Raw genomic sequence first — 16,244 nt, 5'->3', positions numbered from 1 at the left:
ACCGCGATGGCCCGCTACAGCCCCGAACTCAAAGACCAGATCGTCCGGCGGATGATGCCCCCCAACAATCAGAGCGTTGCTGACCTGAGCCGTCACACTGGCATCAGCGCCCCCACGTTGTACGCGTGGAAGAAACAGATCCGCATCCAAGGATATATCGTGCCTGACACCGCTACTTCGCCGGACAAATGGGACGTGAAAGCCAAACTGAGAGCCGTCGCCCAGACGATGCCGATGAACGAGGCCGAGTGCTCGGCGTGGTGCCGTGAGAACGGCATCTACCCCGAGCAGATCGCTGCCTGGCGGCAGGCCTTTGAGACCATGCAGTCGAGCGCCTCGGCAGCGGAGCGGGCGGTTTCCACGGTGATGCGCAAGCGCGTCAAGCAGCTTGAGAAGGAGCTTTTGCGCAAGGATCGCGCCCTGGCGGAGGCGGCAGCGCTGCTGACGCTGTCAAAAAAAGCCCAGGCTCTCTGGGGCACCGACGAGGACGTCTGATCCCCGCGTCGTTGAAACAGAGAGCCGTCACGTTGATCGCCGAGGCAGTGGCCGCCGGTGCCCGCGAGATCAAGGCATGCCAGGTGCTGGGCATCAGCTGCCGCACGCTGCGCCGTTGGCGCGGTGCCAGCACGCTGGTGGATGCTCGAAAAGGCGCGGCCAAGCACTGCCCGCATGCGCTGAGCTGCGTCGATAAGGAACGAATCATGGCCGTCGCCAACCAGCCCGCTTACCAGAGCCTGCCCCCCTCGCAGATCGTGCCCCGGCTGGCAGATCAGGGGATTTACATCGCATCGGAATCAAGCATGTATCGCGTGCTGCGTGCGCGTGGGCAAGTCAATCGCCGTGGTCGCGCCGCCGCCCCGCGGACTGTGGCTAAACCGATGGCGGTGCGTGCCGATGCCCCTCGCCAAGTCTGGTCATGGGATATCACGTATCTGCCCTCGACGGTGAAAGGCCAGTTCTTCAAGCTGTATATGATCCTGGACGTCTACAGTCGCAAGATCGTGGGCTGGGAGATCCACCACGAGGAGCTGGCCATCCACGCATCGATGCTGATCGGGAAAGCCTGCATGCGAGAGCAGGTGGCGCGCGACACGCTGGTACTGCACGCTGACAATGGCGGCCCGATGAAAGCGGCAACGATGCTGGCCACCTTGCAGAGCCTTCATGTGACCCCGTCCTTCAGCCGTCCACGGGTGAGTGACGACAACCCTTACTCAGAGGCGCTGTTCCGCACGCTGAAGTACGCGCCGTCGTATCCGAGCAGGCCGTTTACCGACATCACCTGCGCGCGCAGTTGGGTGGCGGGCTTCGTGGACTGGTACAACAACGAGCACCGCCACAGTGGCATCCGATTCGTGACGCCGCACGAGCGCCATGAGCGACGCGACCAGGCCATCCTGGCCGCACGCGCGGACGTGTACCGGGAGGCCGCCATGCGTCATCCGAGCCGCTGGCGCGGACGCGCCACGCGTAACTGGACGCCTGTCGGCGCGGTTTGGTTGAACCCGGATAACGACGATAGAAAAGCACCCGATGACATGAAGTTGGCAGCATGAAATAGCGGACAACTATGTTGACAATCACCGAGCGCATCGGTCGACAACAGGCACCTGACGGGACGCCCTACGCACCGCGCAAAGTGCCGGTGCGGGATAAGGCCGGGAGAGTCAAACGCGAGAAGATGTTCGCCAAGCTGCGGCAAGCGAAGTTCCTCAAGGTCAGCGCCAGCCCCAACGAGGTGAGCGTGGGATTCATGGGGCGCGTGTCGCGCATTGCGCGCGTCCATCAAGAAGGGCTTAGTGAACAATTGAGACGGGCTGGCCCCATTGTGAGATACCAAAAACGCACACTATTGGGATTCACGACTGAATACAATAAAGTCTTGAAAGAACAGCTCCTCAACCACTTAATAGCGTAAGATGGCTATTCTTGCTTAAAATTATTATTCGAAAATTTAATTATTATTACTTGACGGGCGCGATTGCAGAAATTAGTGAATATTTTTGAAGGAATTCCCTTGAATTATATTACTACCAACCTTCTCTACGAGAAACGCCCGCAGCTGCGGGCGCTTCTTTATCTCAACTAGCGGTTATTTTTCCTTCACTGTAACCGGATCCCTTACAGTTACGGTTCCGCCACTCGCTCCACCGCCACTACCACCACCGATAAAACCACCACCGCCGCCGCCGCCTACAGTCCCCCCAGAACCGCCGCCACCTGTCCGAGGTGGATTGCGGACCTGCTGTACCGGCGGCGCACCCAAGTAATTACCGGAAGAATCGTAGGTATAGGTCACGCACGCAGAACCATTACATACTGTTACAGTATCACCGGGAAGCATAAAAGTACCGAACCCATACATATTAGGCTTACGAATATTGCGCTCATAGTTTGAGTTAATAGCATTGAGCGTAGTTGTAGTCGGCATAGGTGAACCGAGATCACAGTTACCACAATTCAGAGAATAATTAGAAGGGCCATTAGCCGCAAGAGCAATACTTACAGCCCCTCCCAGTGCTGCCAGAGCAATACAGCCTTGAACTGACTTTTTCTTCAGGAGCTCGGCACCACGCAGCTTTAAATTTTTAATATTCACAAATTCCCTTTAACCCCAGTAATTGTTTAACTATCTACAGCAAGATCCGACAATTTGATCAGCCAAGCGATTTGCCTGGGACAGCTGGTCGGGTTTGAGAGTCGAGCGCGACCTCTCCAACAACGAATTAAGATCAGCGTTCGGCTCTACCATTCCAAGAGCCTTGTAGTATGCATACGACTTTACAGGAGATTTTTGAGCGAGGACTCCAGCGTCATACGCTCTACCCAACGCCATTAATGCATCTACGCTACCAGTGCTAGCCGCCTTATCGAGATACCCCATAGCCTTACTTCGATACTCGACAAGCTTTTCTGGATGAGATAGGTAATCGGTAGCAGGGCCTATTACAGAAGCGGAGTCAATTGAATATAAAACCATTGCCTCAATAGAACCCTGCTCTGCTGCCTTCTCGAGCCAAGGCTCGTCTAGCAGGTCAGCTTGCTCTGTAAGTCCCTTACACTCTTCAAAGTTAGTTTCCAGAGACTTCAGATAATTCGACTCCGCACCAGCCTTTCGATAGACATCGAGCAAGCCGGGTGACGGCGGCTGCAAGGTCGCCTTACACTGTGATACAGCCATGTATATTGCATAGGTGGCGGCAGCATCGCCAGCCCTGGATCTATCGACGAGAGATCTCACATAAGATAAAGCATCACCTGGCGGACGTTGCTCATTACGAACAATTGAGAAAGCCCGCCCTCCTATTGGCTTTATAAATCGCCCATCCACCTTTTTGTCAGCAACCAAGGAGGTTGCATATTTTTTTGCTTTCTCTGGAGCATCTGTTGGACTTGTACGTTCAACATCGGACGCAGCCATGCCACTTTGGCTTGAAGTATATGAGGAGTAAAACGCAAGCGTCAATACACCTCCTATTAAAACAACCCCACTCGCAACCCACTTCCAAGACATATCTCTTCCCAACTAACCAAGAGCGAGCTCAACCTGGATGATGCCAGCAGGCCTACTCGCACGCAACTACCGCACATGAAATCGGCAGCATGTTGGTGTTAAGGCTACAAGCGCAGTAGCCCCCACCCCTCCGCTAGGTAAATTATAAATTGTCTATCCACTAATAAATTACTCAATGACATCCTTTACCGCGGTCGACCTTTCGAAGCTATCTGCTCCAGACCTCTTAGAAAAACTCAATTTTGAGGCAATTTTCATCCAGATTCTTACCCAATTTCGGAGCCTGGTACCGGAATTCTCCGCTCTGACGGAGGCGGACCCTGTTTACAAGCTCCTGCAGTTGTTCGCTGCCCGCGAGCTGCTGCTCCGCCAGCGCGCCAACGACAAGGCGCAGCAGACCATGCTGGCCTTCGCCACCGGCACTAACCTTGACCACCTGGGCGCACTATTCGGCGTAGCGCGCCTAATGCTCGATCCGGGACAACCCGAGATCGACATTGCGCCGACCTACGAGTCGGACGTGGACTTTCGCCGCCGCATCCAGCTGGCGCCGGAGGGCTTCAGTGTTGCCGGCCCCGAGGGCGCCTACATCTATCACGCGCTCAGTGCGGCGGCCGATGTCATGGACGCCAGCGCCACCAGCCCCGCGCCTGGCCAAGTCCTGGTCACCGTTCAATCGCGCACCGGCGATGGCACGGCTCCCCAGGCGTTGCTGGACGAGGTCGCGGCGATCCTCACCAACGATGACGTGCGCCCGCTGACCGACAATGTTACGGTACAGAGCGCCCAGATCGTCCCGTATGCCATTCGTGGGCGCGTCTACACCTACGCCGGCCCCGACTCGGCGGTCGTCATGCGCGAGGCAATGCGCAGCCTGCAGGCGTATCTGGACGAAGCTCACCGCATCGGCCGTGACGTGCCCGAGTCAGCGATCAAGGCCAAGCTGTTCGCCGATGGCGTGCAGCGCATCGAGCTGGATTCGCCTGCGGCTGACGTCCGGATCAGCCGCACGCAGGCCGCCTACTGCACCGCGATCGACATCTTGCACGCCGGCATCGATGAGTAACTCCCCGCTGCCGCCCAACGCGACGCCGATGGAGCGCGCCCTGGCCGCTGTCACCGAGCGCCTGGAAGCGATCCCGCTCCCGTACCCGGATCTGTGGAATCCGGACACATGCCCAGCCGGACATCTGCCATGGCTGGCCTGGACGCTATCGGTGGATGACTGGAAGGCCGACTGGAGCGATGCGGTCAAGCGCTCGCGCCTTCGTAGCGCCATGGCAATCCAGCGTCGCAAGGGCACCGCCAACAGCGTCCGCATGGTGGTCGCCTCGTTCGGCGGTGCGGTGACCATCCGCGAGTGGTGGCAACAGCAGCCACGCGGCCAGCCGCATACCTTCGAGCTCACGCTCACGCTCAACGGATCCGATGGACGGGCTGCGAGCGCTCGGTTTGTCGATGAGGTCATCGCCGAGGTTGAGCGCACCAAGCCCGTCCGGTCGCACTTCGGTTTCGTGCAGGGGCTACAAGCCACTGGCAACGTCTCGCTGGTCACCGGTATTCGCATCATCAACTACCGCCGTCTGTCGATGACGGCGCAGGGATAAGCCATGGCACTACAACTGGTCCTCACCACCGCCGGCCGCGCGACGCTGATCAACGCCGAGAAGAACGGTACCAATGCCGTCAAGGTGACCAGCATCGGTTTCACAGCGGCGGCATTCGCTGCAACAGAAGACCTGAAGAGCGTCCCTAGTCAGCACCTGGCGCTCTCCAGTATCTCGGGCGGCACGACGTCGTCCACCACCATCCACGTCACCGTTAACGACACCAGCCGAGCGACCTATGAGGTACGCGGGTTTGGGTTGTACCTGGAAAACGGCACGCTGCTGGGCAGCTACTCCCAGCCGGATCTGATCATGGAGAAGGCCGCCGCGTCCGACCTGCTCATGTCGGCCGATATCCTGTTTTCCGGCGTTACCGTGTCTTCGGTGACGTTTGGCAATGCCAACTTCACCAACCCGGCCGCGACCACCGAGAAGGAAGGCATCGTCGAACTTGCCACGCGCGCAGAAGCGATTGCAGGTGTGGACCCACAACGTTCCGTCACACCGGACGCATTGAAAGCCGCGATCGATAGCCGCAGTGGGTGTGCGCGCTTTGAGGCGTCCGGCACATTTGTTGTTCCGGCAGGGGTAACGGCGATCTACGTCAGCGCCTGTGCGGGCGGTGGTGGTGGCGGCGGCGGCGCAACGCGCGCCGAGAAGTCCAATGGAACGGGTGTCTACACCGCGACCGGCGGTGGCGGCGGAGGTGCAGGCCAGTCGATCCAGCGCGTGCGTTTTGCGGTCACGCCTGGGGTCATCCATCCCATCGTCATCGGTGCCGGCGGATCGGCTGGGGCAGGCTCAAGGACAGACGGTGCATCTGGTGCCGCTGGTAGTGCGGGGGGCGCAACGGTCATCGGCAACCTCATCACCCTGGCCGGAGGCCAGGGCGGCGGCGGTGGGCTGACGGGCGCCAATCAGGTCGGCGGCGCTGCTGGCGGAGATGGCTATCCGGCGGGCGGTGACTCGGCATCTATCGCTGCGGTTTCGCCCTATGGCCCCGCTGGTACCGGTGGCTCGTGTGCATTCGGCGGCGGCGGGCCTGGAGGTCGCAGTGCAGGCGACACCACTTCGGCCAGTCGTAGAGGCTTCGGCTTTGGCGCTGGGGGCGGCGGCGGCGGCGGCGTGTCCAATGGCGCCGGTGTAAGTACGTTCGGCAAGGATGGGGCCACCGGGTGCCCCGGCTTCGCTTTTATTGAGTGGTGCTGAGATGACGATTGGACGTTACGCGATGATCCAAGCCGGGACCGACGTGGTGGTCAACATCATCGTTTCCGATAGCGCCTTCACCATTGACGGTTTCGAGTTCCGCGCACTCCAAGACAAGACCGTGTGCGAGCCTGGCATGTACTTCAATCGTGGCGATGGGCTGTACTACTTCGACGCGCAGCTCACCCAGCGCGAAGTCGTCGCGCCTGAGCCGCCTGCGAACTTGTAGCGCCGCTGTGCTGCGTAGATCACGCAGCTACAGCACAACTGCGGTGTCATCCTGCACGCGCGCGACGACCATGACTGCATGGGCAACGCATCCTCCGCACTGAGTAACGCCATTCGCCTCGGCACCGTTGCCGAAGTGAATCTTGCCAACGCGCGATGCCGCGTGCAGATCGGCGAGATGCTGACCGACTATCTGCCCTGGGTGGTCACCCTGGCCGGCACCACCATCATCTGGTCGGCGCCGGCGATCGGCGAACAAGTCGTGTTGCTGTCGCCGGCTGGCGACCTGGCCGATGGTGTGGTGCTACGGGGCCTGTACTCCGACCAATTCGCAGCGCCAGCCGCGTCCGACACGCTTCACGTGCTGCGCTTTGCCGATGGCGCCGAACTTCAGTACGACACCGAGGCGCATGCGCTGCAGGCCACGCTGCCCAGCGGCGGCACCGCGTCCATTACTGCCGATGGCGGAATCACGCTCAATGGCCCGCTGACCGTCAACGGCAAGACGGTGCTCAATGGTGACGCCACCATTACCGGTACCGCAAAGGCGACCACCGATGTCATCGGCGGCGGGATCAGCCTCAAGAACCACAAGACCACCGGCGTGACGGCCGGCAGCGCGCTCAGCGGTGGTCCGCAGTGATCGGCGTCGATGCCACCACCGGCCGTGTGATCGAGGGCGAGCAGCACCTGGCCCAATCGATCGCTTGCATCCTCACCACGCCTATCGGCACGCGTGAACAGCGCCGCGACTTCGGTTCGCTGCTGCCCGAGTTGATCGACCAGCCGTCCAATGGGGCGACCCGCACGCTGCTCTACGGCGCCACCGCCACCGCGTTGATGCGCTGGGAGCCGCGCCTGCGCCTGACCCGCGTCGACCTGATCGTCGGTGATTCACCTGGCAGCTTCGTGCTGACCATCGAGGGCGAACGTACCGACATTGCTCCCGCCAATGCGCGCTTGCGCATGACCATCCCGCTCCGCTTCCGCTCGTCCTGATCGAGGAACCTATGTCCACTGCCTACCACCACGGCGTCCGCGTCATCGAAGTCAGCGCAGGTGCGCGCGTCATCCGCACCGTTTCCACCGCTATTGTCGGCCTGGTCGCTACCGCGTCCGATGCGGACGAGAAGGTCTTTCCGCTCAACAAGGCCGTGCTGGTCACCGATGTGCTGGGTGCTATCGCCAGTGCCGGCACCAAGGGCACCTTGCGCGACACCCTGCAAGGCATCGCCGACCAGACCAATCCGGTGACCGTGGTCGTGCGTGTGGCCGAAGGCGAAGACGCAGGCAAGACCTCGTCCAACGTCATCGGCAAGGCCGAGTCCAGCGGTTACACCGGCCTGTATGCACTGCTCGCAGCGCAAGCACAGCTGGGCGTGCGTCCGCGCATCCTGGGTGCACCTGGGCTGGACACGCTGCCCGTCGCCAAGGCGCTGGCCACCATCGCCAAGAAGCTGCGCGCGATGGCCTACGTGCGGCCGGTCGCTGACACCGTGGCCGATGCCATCACCTACCGGGGCGAGTTTGGCGATCGCGAGTTGATGCTGATCTGGCCGGACTTCCTGGCCTTCGACACCGCCACCAGCACCACGACGGCAGCATATGCCACCGCACGTGCGCTCGGCCTGCGCGCCAAGATCGACACCGAACAGGGCTGGCATAAGAGCCTGTCCAATGTGCCTGTGGCGGGCGTCACCGGCATTTCCAAGGATGTGCACTGGGATCTACAGGACCCGGCGACCGATGCAGGCATCCTCAACGAGGGCGACATCACCACGCTGGTGACCTTCAACGGGCAGCGCTTCTGGGGGTCGCGCACGTGCGCGGAGGACAACATGTTCGCCTTCGAGACGGCCACGCGTACCGCGCAGGTCCTGGCCGACACCATCGCCGAGGGCGTGGCGTTCTACGTCGATAAGCCGATGCATCCCTCGCTGGTCAAAGACATCGTCGAAGACATCAACGCCAAGTTCCGTGACCTGAAAGCGTCCGGCTACCTGATCGATGCCACCGCCTGGTTCGACGGCACAGTCAACAGCGCCACGACGCTCGCCGATGGCGCGCTGCGCATCGACTACGACTACACGCCGGTACCGCCGCTGGAGAACCTGCAGCTGTACCAGAAGATCACCACCAGCTACCTGGCCGACTTTGCCGAACGCGTCAACGCGTAACGCACCCGCCATAGATTCTCGGAGAACCCCATGGCTTTGCCCAAGAAACTCAAAGCGCTCAACCTGTTCAACAACGGTGAGAGCTATCTCGGCCAGGTGGTCGAAGTGAAGCTACCCACGCTGTCCCGCAAGATGGAGGAATATCGCGGCGGCGGCATGAATGGCCCGGTCGATATCGACTTCGGCCAGGAGAAGATCGAGCTCGAATGGAAGTGCGGCGGCATGATGCGCAGCGTGCTGAATCAGTACGGCGCCACCACGCACAATGCCGTGCAGCTGCGCTTCGCCGGCTCCTACCAGCGCGACGATAGCGGCGCGGTGGATGCCGTCGAGTTTGTGGTGCGCGGCCGTCACAAAGAGATTGATCCCGGTACCGGCAAGTCTGGCGACGACACCGAGTTTTCCGTCAAGACCTCCGCCAGCTATTACAAGCTAATGATCAATGGCTCCACCGTGATCGAGATCGATCTGATCAACATGATCGAGATTGTCAACGGCGTGGATCTGCTTGCGCCTCACCGCCGCGCTATCGGCGCCTGACCCTTTCGGCCTGGCGCCGCCAGGCCTCAGCCCTGAGACCTTTCGATGACCCCGACCTTTTCCCCAGCCATTCCCCTGGATCAGCCAATCGTGCGCGGTGAGCAGACCATCACCGAGATCAAAGTGCGCAAGCCTGGCGCAGGCGAACTGCGTGGCCTCAAGCTTGCCGATCTGCTGCAGATGGATGTCACCGCGCTGGCGACGCTGCTACCGCGCATTTCCTCGCCCATGCTGACCACCGCCGACGTCAATGCGATGGATCCGGCCGACTTGGTGGCAGTAGGCCAGGAGACTGTGGTTTTTTTCTTGCCGAAGGCGACGAGGGAGACGGACTTCCCAACTGCGTAGAGGATGCGATGGCCGACATCGCGGCCATCTTCCACTGGCCGCCGTCTGAAATGGACGGCTGGTCGCTGCACGAACTCACGGCGTGGCGCGAGCGTGCCCGCCTGCGAAGCGGAGCCGAGTGATGCTGCACCACCCCACGAACGAGGCCGCCTAAATGGCGGCCTCTGACAATCTACGCCTGCAGGTCATCCTTGCCGCTGTCGATCGCGCCACTGGCCCCTTCCGGCGCGTGCTGAGCGGTAGCCGTGGTGTTGCCACCGCATTGCGCAATCAGCGCGACGCGCTGCGGCAACTCAACAGCCAGCACCGCGACATCGGCGCCTATCGCGAGCAGGTAGCGCAGGCACAGCGCGCCAGGGCCGCGCTCGATGCGCAGCGCCAATCGGTGCGCACGCTTGCTCAGCAGATGAAAGCGGCCGGCACGCCTACGGCGGCAATGAATGCCGAGTTCGAGCGAGCCGTTCGCACCGCACGCGAACTCAAGGCAGCCCACGGCGCGCAGGAAGCCGGCTTACAGCGCCTGCGTGGTCGTCTGGAGACGGCCGGAATCAGCACGCGCGAGTTGGTCACGCATGAGCGGCGCCTGCGCGGCGAGATCGAGAACACCAATACCGCCATGCGCGCCCAGCAGCAGCGCCTGGTGGCGATCGACGCTGCCCAGCGGCGCAGCGCCCGTGTCCAGAGTGCTGGCCTGCAGGCGAGTGTCTACGGTGCCGGCATGGCGTTTGCCGGCCAACGCGCACTGGGCGCCTCCGTGCTGCCGATCAGCGATGCGATGGAGTTCGAATCGGCCATGGCCGACGTGCGTAAGGTGGTGGACTTCAAGACGCCGCAGCAGTTCTTGCAGATGGGCCGCGATGTCGAGAACCTCTCGATGCGTTTGCCCATGCTGCCGGCCGAGATTGCCAAGATTGTCGCGGCCGCCGGCCAGGCGGCCATCCCGCGCCAGGAGCTGGTCCGCTTTGCCGAGGACGCCGCCAAGATGGGCGTGGCCTTCGACAGCAGCGCCGAGGAAGCCGGCCAGACCATGGCCACCTGGCGCACCGCCTTCCGCATGGGCCAGGCCGAAGTGGTCGTATTGGCCGACAAGATCAACTACCTCGGCAACACCGGCCCGGCCAGCGTCAACAAGATCAGCGCGGTGGTGAACCGCATTGGTGCTCTGGGTGAAGTGGCCGGCCTGCAGAGCGGCCCGCTGGCCGCGCTGGGCGCCACCGTCGCCGGCATGGGGATCGAGTCGGAAGTCTCGGCCACCGGCATCAAGAACATGCTACTCACCCTGGCCTCGGGCGAATCGGCCACCAAGAGCCAGCGCGAGGCCTTCGACAAGCTGGGCGTCAAGACCACGACCATGGCCCAGGTCATGCAGAAGGACGCCGGCGGGGCGATCATGTCGGTGCTGCAGAAGCTGCGCGCACTGCCCAAGGCCGAGCAGGCCGCGACCATGACGCAGCTGTTCGGCCGCGAGTCGATCGGCGCCATCGCACCGCTGCTGACCAATCTGGAGCTGCTGCAGGGCAACTTTGCCAAGGTCGCCGATGCCCAGCGCTATGGCGGCTCGATGTCTGCAGAGTACGCCTCGCGGGTGGCCACCTCGGCCAACTCGCTGCAGCTGTTGAAGAACACCGCCGTGGTGGTGTCGCAATCGATCGGCCAGGCGCTGCTGCCGCAGTTCAAGGAGGTGACCGAGCGCACGGCCGCTGTAGTCGGCCGGGTCACGACGTGGATCCGCGCCAATCCGGTACTGGTGGGCGCGATCGCCAAGACGGCGATCGCTGGCGCCGCGCTGGTCACGATCCTGGGCGGCCTGCTGGTGGCCGGCGGCGTGGCCGCAATGGCGTTCTCGCAGATCCACGGCGCCGTGGCGCTGCTGTCGGGCGGCGGCGGCTTCGGTGCGCTGCTGCGGCAGGGGCTGGCGTTCGGCGGCCGCGTGCTGCCGATGCTCGCCAATGGCGCGCGCCTGCTGCTGCCGCTGCTCGGCGGGGTCAGCCTGCCGGTGCTGGCCATCGGCGCCGCCGTCGCGGCGGTGGCGCTGCTGGTGTGGAAATACTGGGGACCAATCAAGGCCTTCGCCATCGGCGTTTGGCAAGGCATCGTCGATGTGGCCGCGCCGGTGCTCGCCGAGCTGAAGACCGCGCTCGCGCCGCTGGCGCCGGTATGGGACACCGTGGCCGCTGCGATGGGCCAGGCCTGGGCGTGGGTCAAGCAGCTGCTGATGCCGTTCGAGACCGCCACCGCGCAGCTGCACGGTGCAACGCAGGCCGGTCGCGGCTTGGGGCAGATCCTGGGCGCGGTACTGGTCACCCAGCTGCAGCTGGCCGTCAAGGCGATTGGCTGGCTGGTGCAGGCGTTTGTGTTCGTGCTGCCGGTGATCAAGCAGATCCTCGGCGGCGTCTGGCAAACGGTCCAGGGAACCTGGTCGCTGATCGTGGGCGTGTTCACCGGCAACGGCGATCGCATCCGCCAGGGGCTGCTGCAGCTGTGGGCCGGCATCAACCTGCAGTTAGCCAACTGGCCTGCCAGGATGCTGCAGGCCGGCGCGGACATGATCAGCGGCCTGATCCAGGGCATCCGCTCCAAGCTCGGCGCCGCCGGCAACGCGATCGCCAGCGTCGGCACCGGCGTGGTCGACCGCTTCAAGGGCCTGCTGGGCATCCACAGCCCCTCGCGCGTGTTCGCCCAGCTGGGCGACTTCACCATGCAAGGCCTAACCGTGGGTCTGCAGCGCGGCCAGGGTGCGCCTGTGCAGGCCGTCACGGCGCTTGGCAACCGGATGCGTGTGGTGGGCGCCGGCCTGGCCCTGGCGACGGCCACAGTGCCCGTGGCGGCGATCGACAGCCGTGCGCCTCTGTCCGCCCCTGTGCGCGCCGCCAGCGCGCCTGCAGGCGGTAACAGCTACGTCATCCACGTCCATGCCGCACCCGGTATGGATGCGACCGCACTAGCGCGCGAAGTCGCCCGTCAGCTTGAAGAGCGCGACCGGCGCGCGGCGGCCACGCGCCGCTCCAGCCTGCGCGACGACTGAGGATCCACCCCGATGATGATGTCCTACGGCACGTTTGTGTTTGCCCTCGATAGCGCCGCCTATCTGCAGCTCCAGCGGCAGATGAGTTGGCGCCACGCCACCAGCGAGCGCGTCGGCGCGCGCGCGGCCAGCCAGTTCCTGGGCCCAGGCGATGAGACCATCGAGCTGTCGGGCCTGATCGCACCCGACCTGACCGGCACGCGAGGATCGCTGACTACGCTGCGCAGACTCGCAGCAGACGGCGCGCCGCTGCCCCTGGTCGACGGCACGGGCTGGGTGTACGGGCCGTATGTGTTGCTGGCGGTCAACGAGACGGCGTCTCTGTTCTTCCCGGATGGCACGCCGCGCCGTGTCGAGTTCCAGCTGAGCCTGCGCCGCACCGATGACGTGGCGCCCGAGGCGACCGCAGCATGAGCTACCCGACTCCGCAGTGGCGCGTGGTGCTTGATGGCACCGACCTCACCGAGCGCATTGCACCGCGCTTGCTCGATCTCACCCTCACCGAGTGCCGCGGCGGTGAGGCTGATCAACTGGATCTGCGCATCCATGACCACGACGGCAAGATGGCATTACCCAAGCGGGGCGTGCGCCTGGCTGTAGCCCTGGGCTGGAAAGCCACCGGCCTGGTCGAAAAGGGCACCTTCGTCGTGGACGAAGTGGAATACAGCGGCGCGCCCGACATCATCACTGTGCGCGCGCGTAGCGCCGACCTCACGGCCGACATGCGCACGCGGCGCGAACGCAGCTGGCACAACACCACGCTGGGCACCGTCCTCAACACGTTGGCCGGTGAGCACGGTCTGCAGCCACGCGTGGCAGACGCGCTGGCGCGCACCAAGCTGCCGCACCTCGACCAGGCCAACGAGAGCGATATGAATCTGCTGACACGCCTGGGCCAGCGCTTTGACGCCGTTGCCACAGTGAAAGCTGGTGCACTGATGTTTGCTCCGATTGGCGCCGGCACCACGGCGACCGGCAAACCGCTGCCCACTGCCACGCTCACGCGGCGCGATGGCGACCAACACCGCTACGCCGTCGCAGACCGCGATGCGTACACCGGTGTGCGCGCTTACTGGGTGGACAAAGGCAAGGCGCGCCGGCAGTCGGTGCTGGTGGGCACAGACGAAAAGGCCAAGCACCTGCGCGAGTCCTACGCGGACGAGGCAACCGCACGCCAGCATGCGCATGCGGAGCTGGAGCGGGCCAAACGCGGCGCGGCGAAGTTCGACTACAGCTTGGCAATCGGGCGTGCAGAGCTGTTCCCAGAACAACGCATCACCGTCAGCGGCTTCAAGCCAGAGATTGATGGGCAATCCTGGCTGGTCGCAAAGGCCACTCACACAGTCAGCGGCTCCACCGGCTTTACCACAGCACTCGAATTGGAAACGAGCGCGTGAAAAGCCTTGCCTCGCTGACTACACCGCAGCAGCTTCCGGGGAGTGACACGCCGATAGCGAACCATTGCTCCGCACCCGATACAGTCCCAGTTCGCTCTGCGCACGCGCCACAGCCAAGGCATACGTGTCATATCCTGATCCTGGCAGTTGGTGCCGGGCCAATGTCAGGCCACCACTTTTTGATACTAGGATTTCCGGAAAAAACATAGCGCCAGCCGTTGTGGCGTGTGCGGTCAGCAAGTAATCACCAACTTCTCGAATCATGCAGGCTTCCATGCGGGGTAGTTGATAGCGAATAGAACTCTACGCGCCCTTGCGTTGGCTTTGCGTCAGCGTATTCCCGACCTCGAATGTGGGAATTGTCTGATGGCCGAACCGACACGGTGTGCGTAGTGTTGATGCTGGATGTCAGGTCATCTCGCGCTGCCAGGACGGCGGCGAACGGATCGCAAGGAGCTACGCGCCGACACCTTTTAAGCCGCCGGCACACACCGGCGGCTTTTTTTTGATGCCCGTTCTGATTTGCGCTTCACCAGCTAAACGTCCGCGACGGGTCGCCGATAACGCTCTCTTTTGCGAGGACCAGCTGTCCTATCTGCACCTTGATCACGACTTCTTTTTTTCCGGCCACCCATGTTGATCTGCATATATCGCTGATCTAACGGGCCGTTGTTGGAGATGACCGGACCCACTGTGCTGTTGTTGAAATTGAGCGTGGGCGCTGCGCTCGTCGAGGAAAGCGATTCGTCTGCGATCAACCCCAAGGCTGCGAGTGCAGCGCTACGTGCAGCGGTTGATGCGGTTCTAAGCGCAGACAGAATGCGTGCATCTTCTGGATCCATCTGAGCCCGGTGTCCAGACAGCACGTACATGACATCAACACCGCGATCCAGAGCGGCCAGCAGATACGCTCCGCCCGGCAGGTTGATGTCTTTCTCGAAGTTCATCTGCGCATAGCGCGTGACGCCCAGTCGGGTCGCCAGCTCGTCTTGCGTCAGGTCGAGCCGCTTACGCTCATCCTTCAGGCGCTTCCCGACAGTCATACAGGCATTTCCTCACTTGACAATGTTGAGTTAAGTCCACAAAATTCCCAAAAGTGAACGGAACCGCCACATGCCCCGGAAGAGTCAAATGCAGCAGTTCACGCCTCGCAGCCCGGAACAGGCGCGACAGTGGCTTGAAGCGAATGGCATGACGGTCTCGGCATTCGCACGACAGAACGGCGTGGATCGGTCGGTGGTTCATGACCTGCTCCGCGGCCGCTCTCAGGGCAAATACGGCGAGTCGCACAAGGCGGCAATCGCCTTGGGTCTCAAGGCACCACCCAATAGTGCCACACAAATCCCAACTGCCAAGCGCTCAAGGGGGTGAGCATGTTCGGTCGTAAGAAGGTTGTTTTCAGTTGTGAGTCCTGCGGCAGCAGGCTCATCAAGCGCACCAGTTCGCTGTCGCACAAGTATCTGCGGCATGACTCCTATGTCTGCGAAAACCCGATGTGCGGTGCCACCTACACCGGTCACTCGGAGCTGACCGGCATTGCCAGTCCAAGCGGCGTGCCGACCGCTCACAGCGACTTGCCGCCCACACCCGCGTTTGAACGCGCCTTGGCTCTGCAGGCCTACCGCGAGTCGCTCGGCGACCGCCAGCTGGATCTGATCACCACCGGCGGGGAGCCGGTCTTCCCGCTCATCTGAGGCAACCCCTATGCGAAACACCCTTGATTGGGCGGCACTGCCGCCCACGGCGAAGCTTTGCCTGCAGGTGGCGCTGCTGCACGGCGGCCTGCTGCAGACCGAACATGGCTACATCGGCCGCAGTGCACCTGCCGGCACGCAGGAGCGCTTCGGCGCCCTCGTAGTCGCGCAGCTCATGCAGCACGGCCTGGCCACCGCTGATTGTGTCGATGAGCGCCGTGTCGCACTGACCGACTCCGCCATGGTGCTGTTCCATGCCAACACGCCGCGCGCCGGGGTGAACGCATGAGGGCGCCATGTGGCTGGTATAGCGCCCAGGAGCCGCGCTTTGTCGATACCGCTGCGCAGGCGCCGCTGCGTGTCCACCCGTCTGCCAAGCACGCGGAGGCGCAAGCCCTGACTGCTGCTGTCGAAGCGCATCGCCTGGCAGGCGGTGCCTACATCGTGCTCGACGGCACGCCGGCCATGCCTGCGCCTCAGCGCCGGCCAGGCGCGTAAGGACGCA

General features: G+C 62.8%; 21 protein-coding genes and 1 pseudogene. 19 read left to right on the top strand and 3 right to left on the bottom strand.

Features of this window, described 5'->3' with window-relative positions:
• Window positions 1-6: 6 nt before the first annotated feature.
• Together ACCQ13_RS09055 and ACCQ13_RS09050 are read left to right on the top strand one after the other, a co-directional pair.
• Window positions 7-1,556 (top strand): annotated as a pseudogene (locus tag ACCQ13_RS09055) (IS3 family transposase).
• A 14-nt stretch (window positions 1,557-1,570) separates the two neighbouring features.
• Window positions 1,571-1,918 carry a phage virion morphogenesis protein gene (locus tag ACCQ13_RS09050; RefSeq protein ID WP_159407053.1) on the top strand — a complete coding sequence of 116 codons (348 nt, stop codon included), beginning with the start codon at window positions 1,571-1,573 and terminating at the stop codon, window positions 1,916-1,918.
• 174 nt (window positions 1,919-2,092) lie between these two features.
• On the opposite strand, the gene ACCQ13_RS09045 is transcribed toward ACCQ13_RS09050, so the two are convergent.
• Window positions 2,093-2,599 carry a hypothetical protein gene (locus tag ACCQ13_RS09045; protein ID WP_159407052.1) on the bottom strand — a complete coding sequence of 169 codons (507 nt, stop codon included), beginning with the start codon at window positions 2,597-2,599 and terminating at the stop codon, window positions 2,093-2,095.
• A 30-nt stretch (window positions 2,600-2,629) separates the two neighbouring features.
• The gene (locus ACCQ13_RS09040; RefSeq protein ID WP_159407051.1) at window positions 2,630-3,421 is read right to left on the bottom strand and encodes an SEL1-like repeat protein; all 792 of its coding nucleotides are present in this window, start codon (window positions 3,419-3,421) and stop codon (window positions 2,630-2,632) included.
• Between the two features lie 268 nt (window positions 3,422-3,689).
• Here ACCQ13_RS09040 and ACCQ13_RS09035 point away from each other — a divergent pair, with 268 nt between their 5' ends.
• The 13 genes from ACCQ13_RS09035 to ACCQ13_RS08975 all read left to right on the top strand — a co-directional run bounded on the left by ACCQ13_RS09035 (window position 3,690) and on the right by ACCQ13_RS08975 (window position 14,045).
• Window positions 3,690-4,580: a baseplate assembly protein gene (locus ACCQ13_RS09035; protein ID WP_159407050.1), complete on the top strand. Its 891-nt coding sequence runs from the start codon at window positions 3,690-3,692 to the stop codon at window positions 4,578-4,580.
• Window positions 4,573-5,121 carry a phage tail protein I gene (locus ACCQ13_RS09030; protein ID WP_104542543.1) on the top strand — a complete coding sequence of 183 codons (549 nt, stop codon included), beginning with the start codon at window positions 4,573-4,575 and terminating at the stop codon, window positions 5,119-5,121. Before ACCQ13_RS09035 ends, ACCQ13_RS09030 begins: the two co-directional genes overlap by 8 nt.
• 3 nt (window positions 5,122-5,124) lie before the next feature.
• Window positions 5,125-6,330, top strand: coding sequence for a glycine-rich domain-containing protein (locus ACCQ13_RS09025; protein WP_159407049.1), 1,206 nt, complete (start codon window positions 5,125-5,127; stop codon window positions 6,328-6,330).
• A gap of 1 nt (window position 6,331) precedes the next feature.
• Window positions 6,332-6,559, top strand: a complete 228-nt coding sequence (locus ACCQ13_RS09020; protein ID WP_167526878.1) for a hypothetical protein — start codon at window positions 6,332-6,334, stop codon at window positions 6,557-6,559.
• A 78-nt stretch (window positions 6,560-6,637) separates the two neighbouring features.
• Window positions 6,638-7,201 carry a phage baseplate assembly protein V gene (locus ACCQ13_RS09015; RefSeq protein WP_159407047.1) on the top strand — a complete coding sequence of 188 codons (564 nt, stop codon included), beginning with the start codon at window positions 6,638-6,640 and terminating at the stop codon, window positions 7,199-7,201.
• Entirely contained in the window at window positions 7,198-7,557 is a 360-nt protein-coding gene (locus ACCQ13_RS09010) for a GPW/gp25 family protein (protein WP_159407046.1), read from the top strand. The genes ACCQ13_RS09015 and ACCQ13_RS09010 overlap by 4 nt, the downstream gene beginning before the upstream one ends.
• Window positions 7,558-7,568: 11 nt before the next feature.
• Complete coding sequence (locus tag ACCQ13_RS09005) at window positions 7,569-8,735, top strand: phage tail sheath protein (RefSeq protein ID WP_159407045.1); 1,167 nt, start codon at window positions 7,569-7,571, stop codon at window positions 8,733-8,735.
• Between the two features lie 30 nt (window positions 8,736-8,765).
• Complete coding sequence (locus ACCQ13_RS09000) at window positions 8,766-9,275, top strand: phage major tail tube protein (protein WP_159407044.1); 510 nt, start codon at window positions 8,766-8,768, stop codon at window positions 9,273-9,275.
• A 45-nt stretch (window positions 9,276-9,320) separates the two neighbouring features.
• On the top strand, window positions 9,321-9,623 hold the full coding sequence (locus ACCQ13_RS08995) for a phage tail assembly protein (RefSeq protein ID WP_159407043.1): 303 nt from the start codon (window positions 9,321-9,323) through the stop codon (window positions 9,621-9,623).
• A gap of 8 nt (window positions 9,624-9,631) precedes the next feature.
• Window positions 9,632-9,745 carry a GpE family phage tail protein gene (locus ACCQ13_RS08990; protein WP_005922203.1) on the top strand — a complete coding sequence of 38 codons (114 nt, stop codon included), beginning with the start codon at window positions 9,632-9,634 and terminating at the stop codon, window positions 9,743-9,745.
• A 32-nt stretch (window positions 9,746-9,777) separates the two neighbouring features.
• On the top strand, window positions 9,778-12,648 hold the full coding sequence (locus ACCQ13_RS08985) for a phage tail tape measure protein (RefSeq protein WP_159407042.1): 2,871 nt from the start codon (window positions 9,778-9,780) through the stop codon (window positions 12,646-12,648).
• 12 nt (window positions 12,649-12,660) lie between these two features.
• Window positions 12,661-13,062, top strand: coding sequence for a phage tail protein (locus ACCQ13_RS08980; RefSeq protein WP_159407041.1), 402 nt, complete (start codon window positions 12,661-12,663; stop codon window positions 13,060-13,062).
• Window positions 13,059-14,045, top strand: coding sequence for a phage late control D family protein (locus tag ACCQ13_RS08975; RefSeq protein ID WP_159407040.1), 987 nt, complete (start codon window positions 13,059-13,061; stop codon window positions 14,043-14,045). Before ACCQ13_RS08980 ends, ACCQ13_RS08975 begins: the two co-directional genes overlap by 4 nt.
• Window positions 14,046-14,581: 536 nt before the next feature.
• Here the strand turns inward: ACCQ13_RS08975 and ACCQ13_RS08970 are convergent.
• Window positions 14,582-15,088 (bottom strand): helix-turn-helix domain-containing protein, encoded by a 507-nt coding sequence (locus tag ACCQ13_RS08970; RefSeq protein ID WP_338000526.1) that lies wholly within the window; start codon window positions 15,086-15,088, stop codon window positions 14,582-14,584.
• 70 nt (window positions 15,089-15,158) lie between these two features.
• Between ACCQ13_RS08970 and ACCQ13_RS08965 the strand changes: the two genes are divergently transcribed.
• The 4 genes from ACCQ13_RS08965 to ACCQ13_RS08950 are packed head-to-tail and all read left to right on the top strand — an operon-like array spanning window position 15,159 to window position 16,237.
• A complete protein-coding gene (locus ACCQ13_RS08965) occupies window positions 15,159-15,416 on the top strand; it encodes a DNA-binding protein (RefSeq protein WP_159407039.1) in 258 nt (85 codons plus the stop codon).
• 2 nt (window positions 15,417-15,418) lie between these two features.
• Complete coding sequence (locus ACCQ13_RS08960) at window positions 15,419-15,739, top strand: ogr/Delta-like zinc finger family protein (RefSeq protein ID WP_159407038.1); 321 nt, start codon at window positions 15,419-15,421, stop codon at window positions 15,737-15,739.
• A gap of 10 nt (window positions 15,740-15,749) precedes the next feature.
• On the top strand, window positions 15,750-16,028 hold the full coding sequence (locus ACCQ13_RS08955; protein ID WP_159407037.1) for a hypothetical protein: 279 nt from the start codon (window positions 15,750-15,752) through the stop codon (window positions 16,026-16,028).
• Window positions 16,025-16,237 carry a hypothetical protein gene (locus ACCQ13_RS08950; RefSeq protein WP_159407036.1) on the top strand — a complete coding sequence of 71 codons (213 nt, stop codon included), beginning with the start codon at window positions 16,025-16,027 and terminating at the stop codon, window positions 16,235-16,237. The genes ACCQ13_RS08955 and ACCQ13_RS08950 overlap by 4 nt, the downstream gene beginning before the upstream one ends.
• Window positions 16,238-16,244: the final 7 nt, after the last annotated feature.

It is taken from the genome of Xanthomonas sp. NCPPB 1638, from assembly GCF_041475635.2.
GTDB classification, from domain to species: domain Bacteria; phylum Pseudomonadota; class Gammaproteobacteria; order Xanthomonadales; family Xanthomonadaceae; genus Xanthomonas; species Xanthomonas cucurbitae.
Note: the sequence above shows the minus strand (reverse complement) of the source record. Positions and strands in the feature narration are given on the sequence as shown.

What these genes read in the sequence shown, in the direction of transcription:
- ACCQ13_RS09050 (WP_159407053.1), top strand. Translation starts at nt 1,571, where the DNA reads ATGTTGACAATCACCGAGCGCATCGGTCGACAACAGGCACCTGACGGG.
- ACCQ13_RS09040 (WP_159407051.1), bottom strand. Translation starts at nt 3,421, where the DNA reads ATGGCTGCGTCCGATGTTGAACGTACAAGTCCAACAGATGCTCCAGAG.
- ACCQ13_RS09035 (WP_159407050.1), top strand. Translation starts at nt 3,690, where the DNA reads ATGACATCCTTTACCGCGGTCGACCTTTCGAAGCTATCTGCTCCAGAC.
- ACCQ13_RS09030 (WP_104542543.1), top strand. Translation starts at nt 4,573, where the DNA reads ATGAGTAACTCCCCGCTGCCGCCCAACGCGACGCCGATGGAGCGCGCC.
- ACCQ13_RS09025 (WP_159407049.1), top strand. Translation starts at nt 5,125, where the DNA reads ATGGCACTACAACTGGTCCTCACCACCGCCGGCCGCGCGACGCTGATC.
- ACCQ13_RS09020 (WP_167526878.1), top strand. Translation starts at nt 6,332, where the DNA reads ATGACGATTGGACGTTACGCGATGATCCAAGCCGGGACCGACGTGGTG.
- ACCQ13_RS09015 (WP_159407047.1), top strand. Translation starts at nt 6,638, where the DNA reads ATGGGCAACGCATCCTCCGCACTGAGTAACGCCATTCGCCTCGGCACC.
- ACCQ13_RS09005 (WP_159407045.1), top strand. Translation starts at nt 7,569, where the DNA reads ATGTCCACTGCCTACCACCACGGCGTCCGCGTCATCGAAGTCAGCGCA.
- ACCQ13_RS09000 (WP_159407044.1), top strand. Translation starts at nt 8,766, where the DNA reads ATGGCTTTGCCCAAGAAACTCAAAGCGCTCAACCTGTTCAACAACGGT.
- ACCQ13_RS08995 (WP_159407043.1), top strand. Translation starts at nt 9,321, where the DNA reads ATGACCCCGACCTTTTCCCCAGCCATTCCCCTGGATCAGCCAATCGTG.
- ACCQ13_RS08990 (WP_005922203.1), top strand. Translation starts at nt 9,632, where the DNA reads ATGGCCGACATCGCGGCCATCTTCCACTGGCCGCCGTCTGAAATGGAC.
- ACCQ13_RS08985 (WP_159407042.1), top strand. Translation starts at nt 9,778, where the DNA reads ATGGCGGCCTCTGACAATCTACGCCTGCAGGTCATCCTTGCCGCTGTC.
- ACCQ13_RS08980 (WP_159407041.1), top strand. Translation starts at nt 12,661, where the DNA reads ATGATGATGTCCTACGGCACGTTTGTGTTTGCCCTCGATAGCGCCGCC.
- ACCQ13_RS08975 (WP_159407040.1), top strand. Translation starts at nt 13,059, where the DNA reads ATGAGCTACCCGACTCCGCAGTGGCGCGTGGTGCTTGATGGCACCGAC.
- ACCQ13_RS08970 (WP_338000526.1), bottom strand. Translation starts at nt 15,088, where the DNA reads ATGACTGTCGGGAAGCGCCTGAAGGATGAGCGTAAGCGGCTCGACCTG.
- ACCQ13_RS08965 (WP_159407039.1), top strand. Translation starts at nt 15,159, where the DNA reads ATGCCCCGGAAGAGTCAAATGCAGCAGTTCACGCCTCGCAGCCCGGAA.
- ACCQ13_RS08960 (WP_159407038.1), top strand. Translation starts at nt 15,419, where the DNA reads ATGTTCGGTCGTAAGAAGGTTGTTTTCAGTTGTGAGTCCTGCGGCAGC.
- ACCQ13_RS08955 (WP_159407037.1), top strand. Translation starts at nt 15,750, where the DNA reads ATGCGAAACACCCTTGATTGGGCGGCACTGCCGCCCACGGCGAAGCTT.
- ACCQ13_RS08950 (WP_159407036.1), top strand. Translation starts at nt 16,025, where the DNA reads ATGAGGGCGCCATGTGGCTGGTATAGCGCCCAGGAGCCGCGCTTTGTC.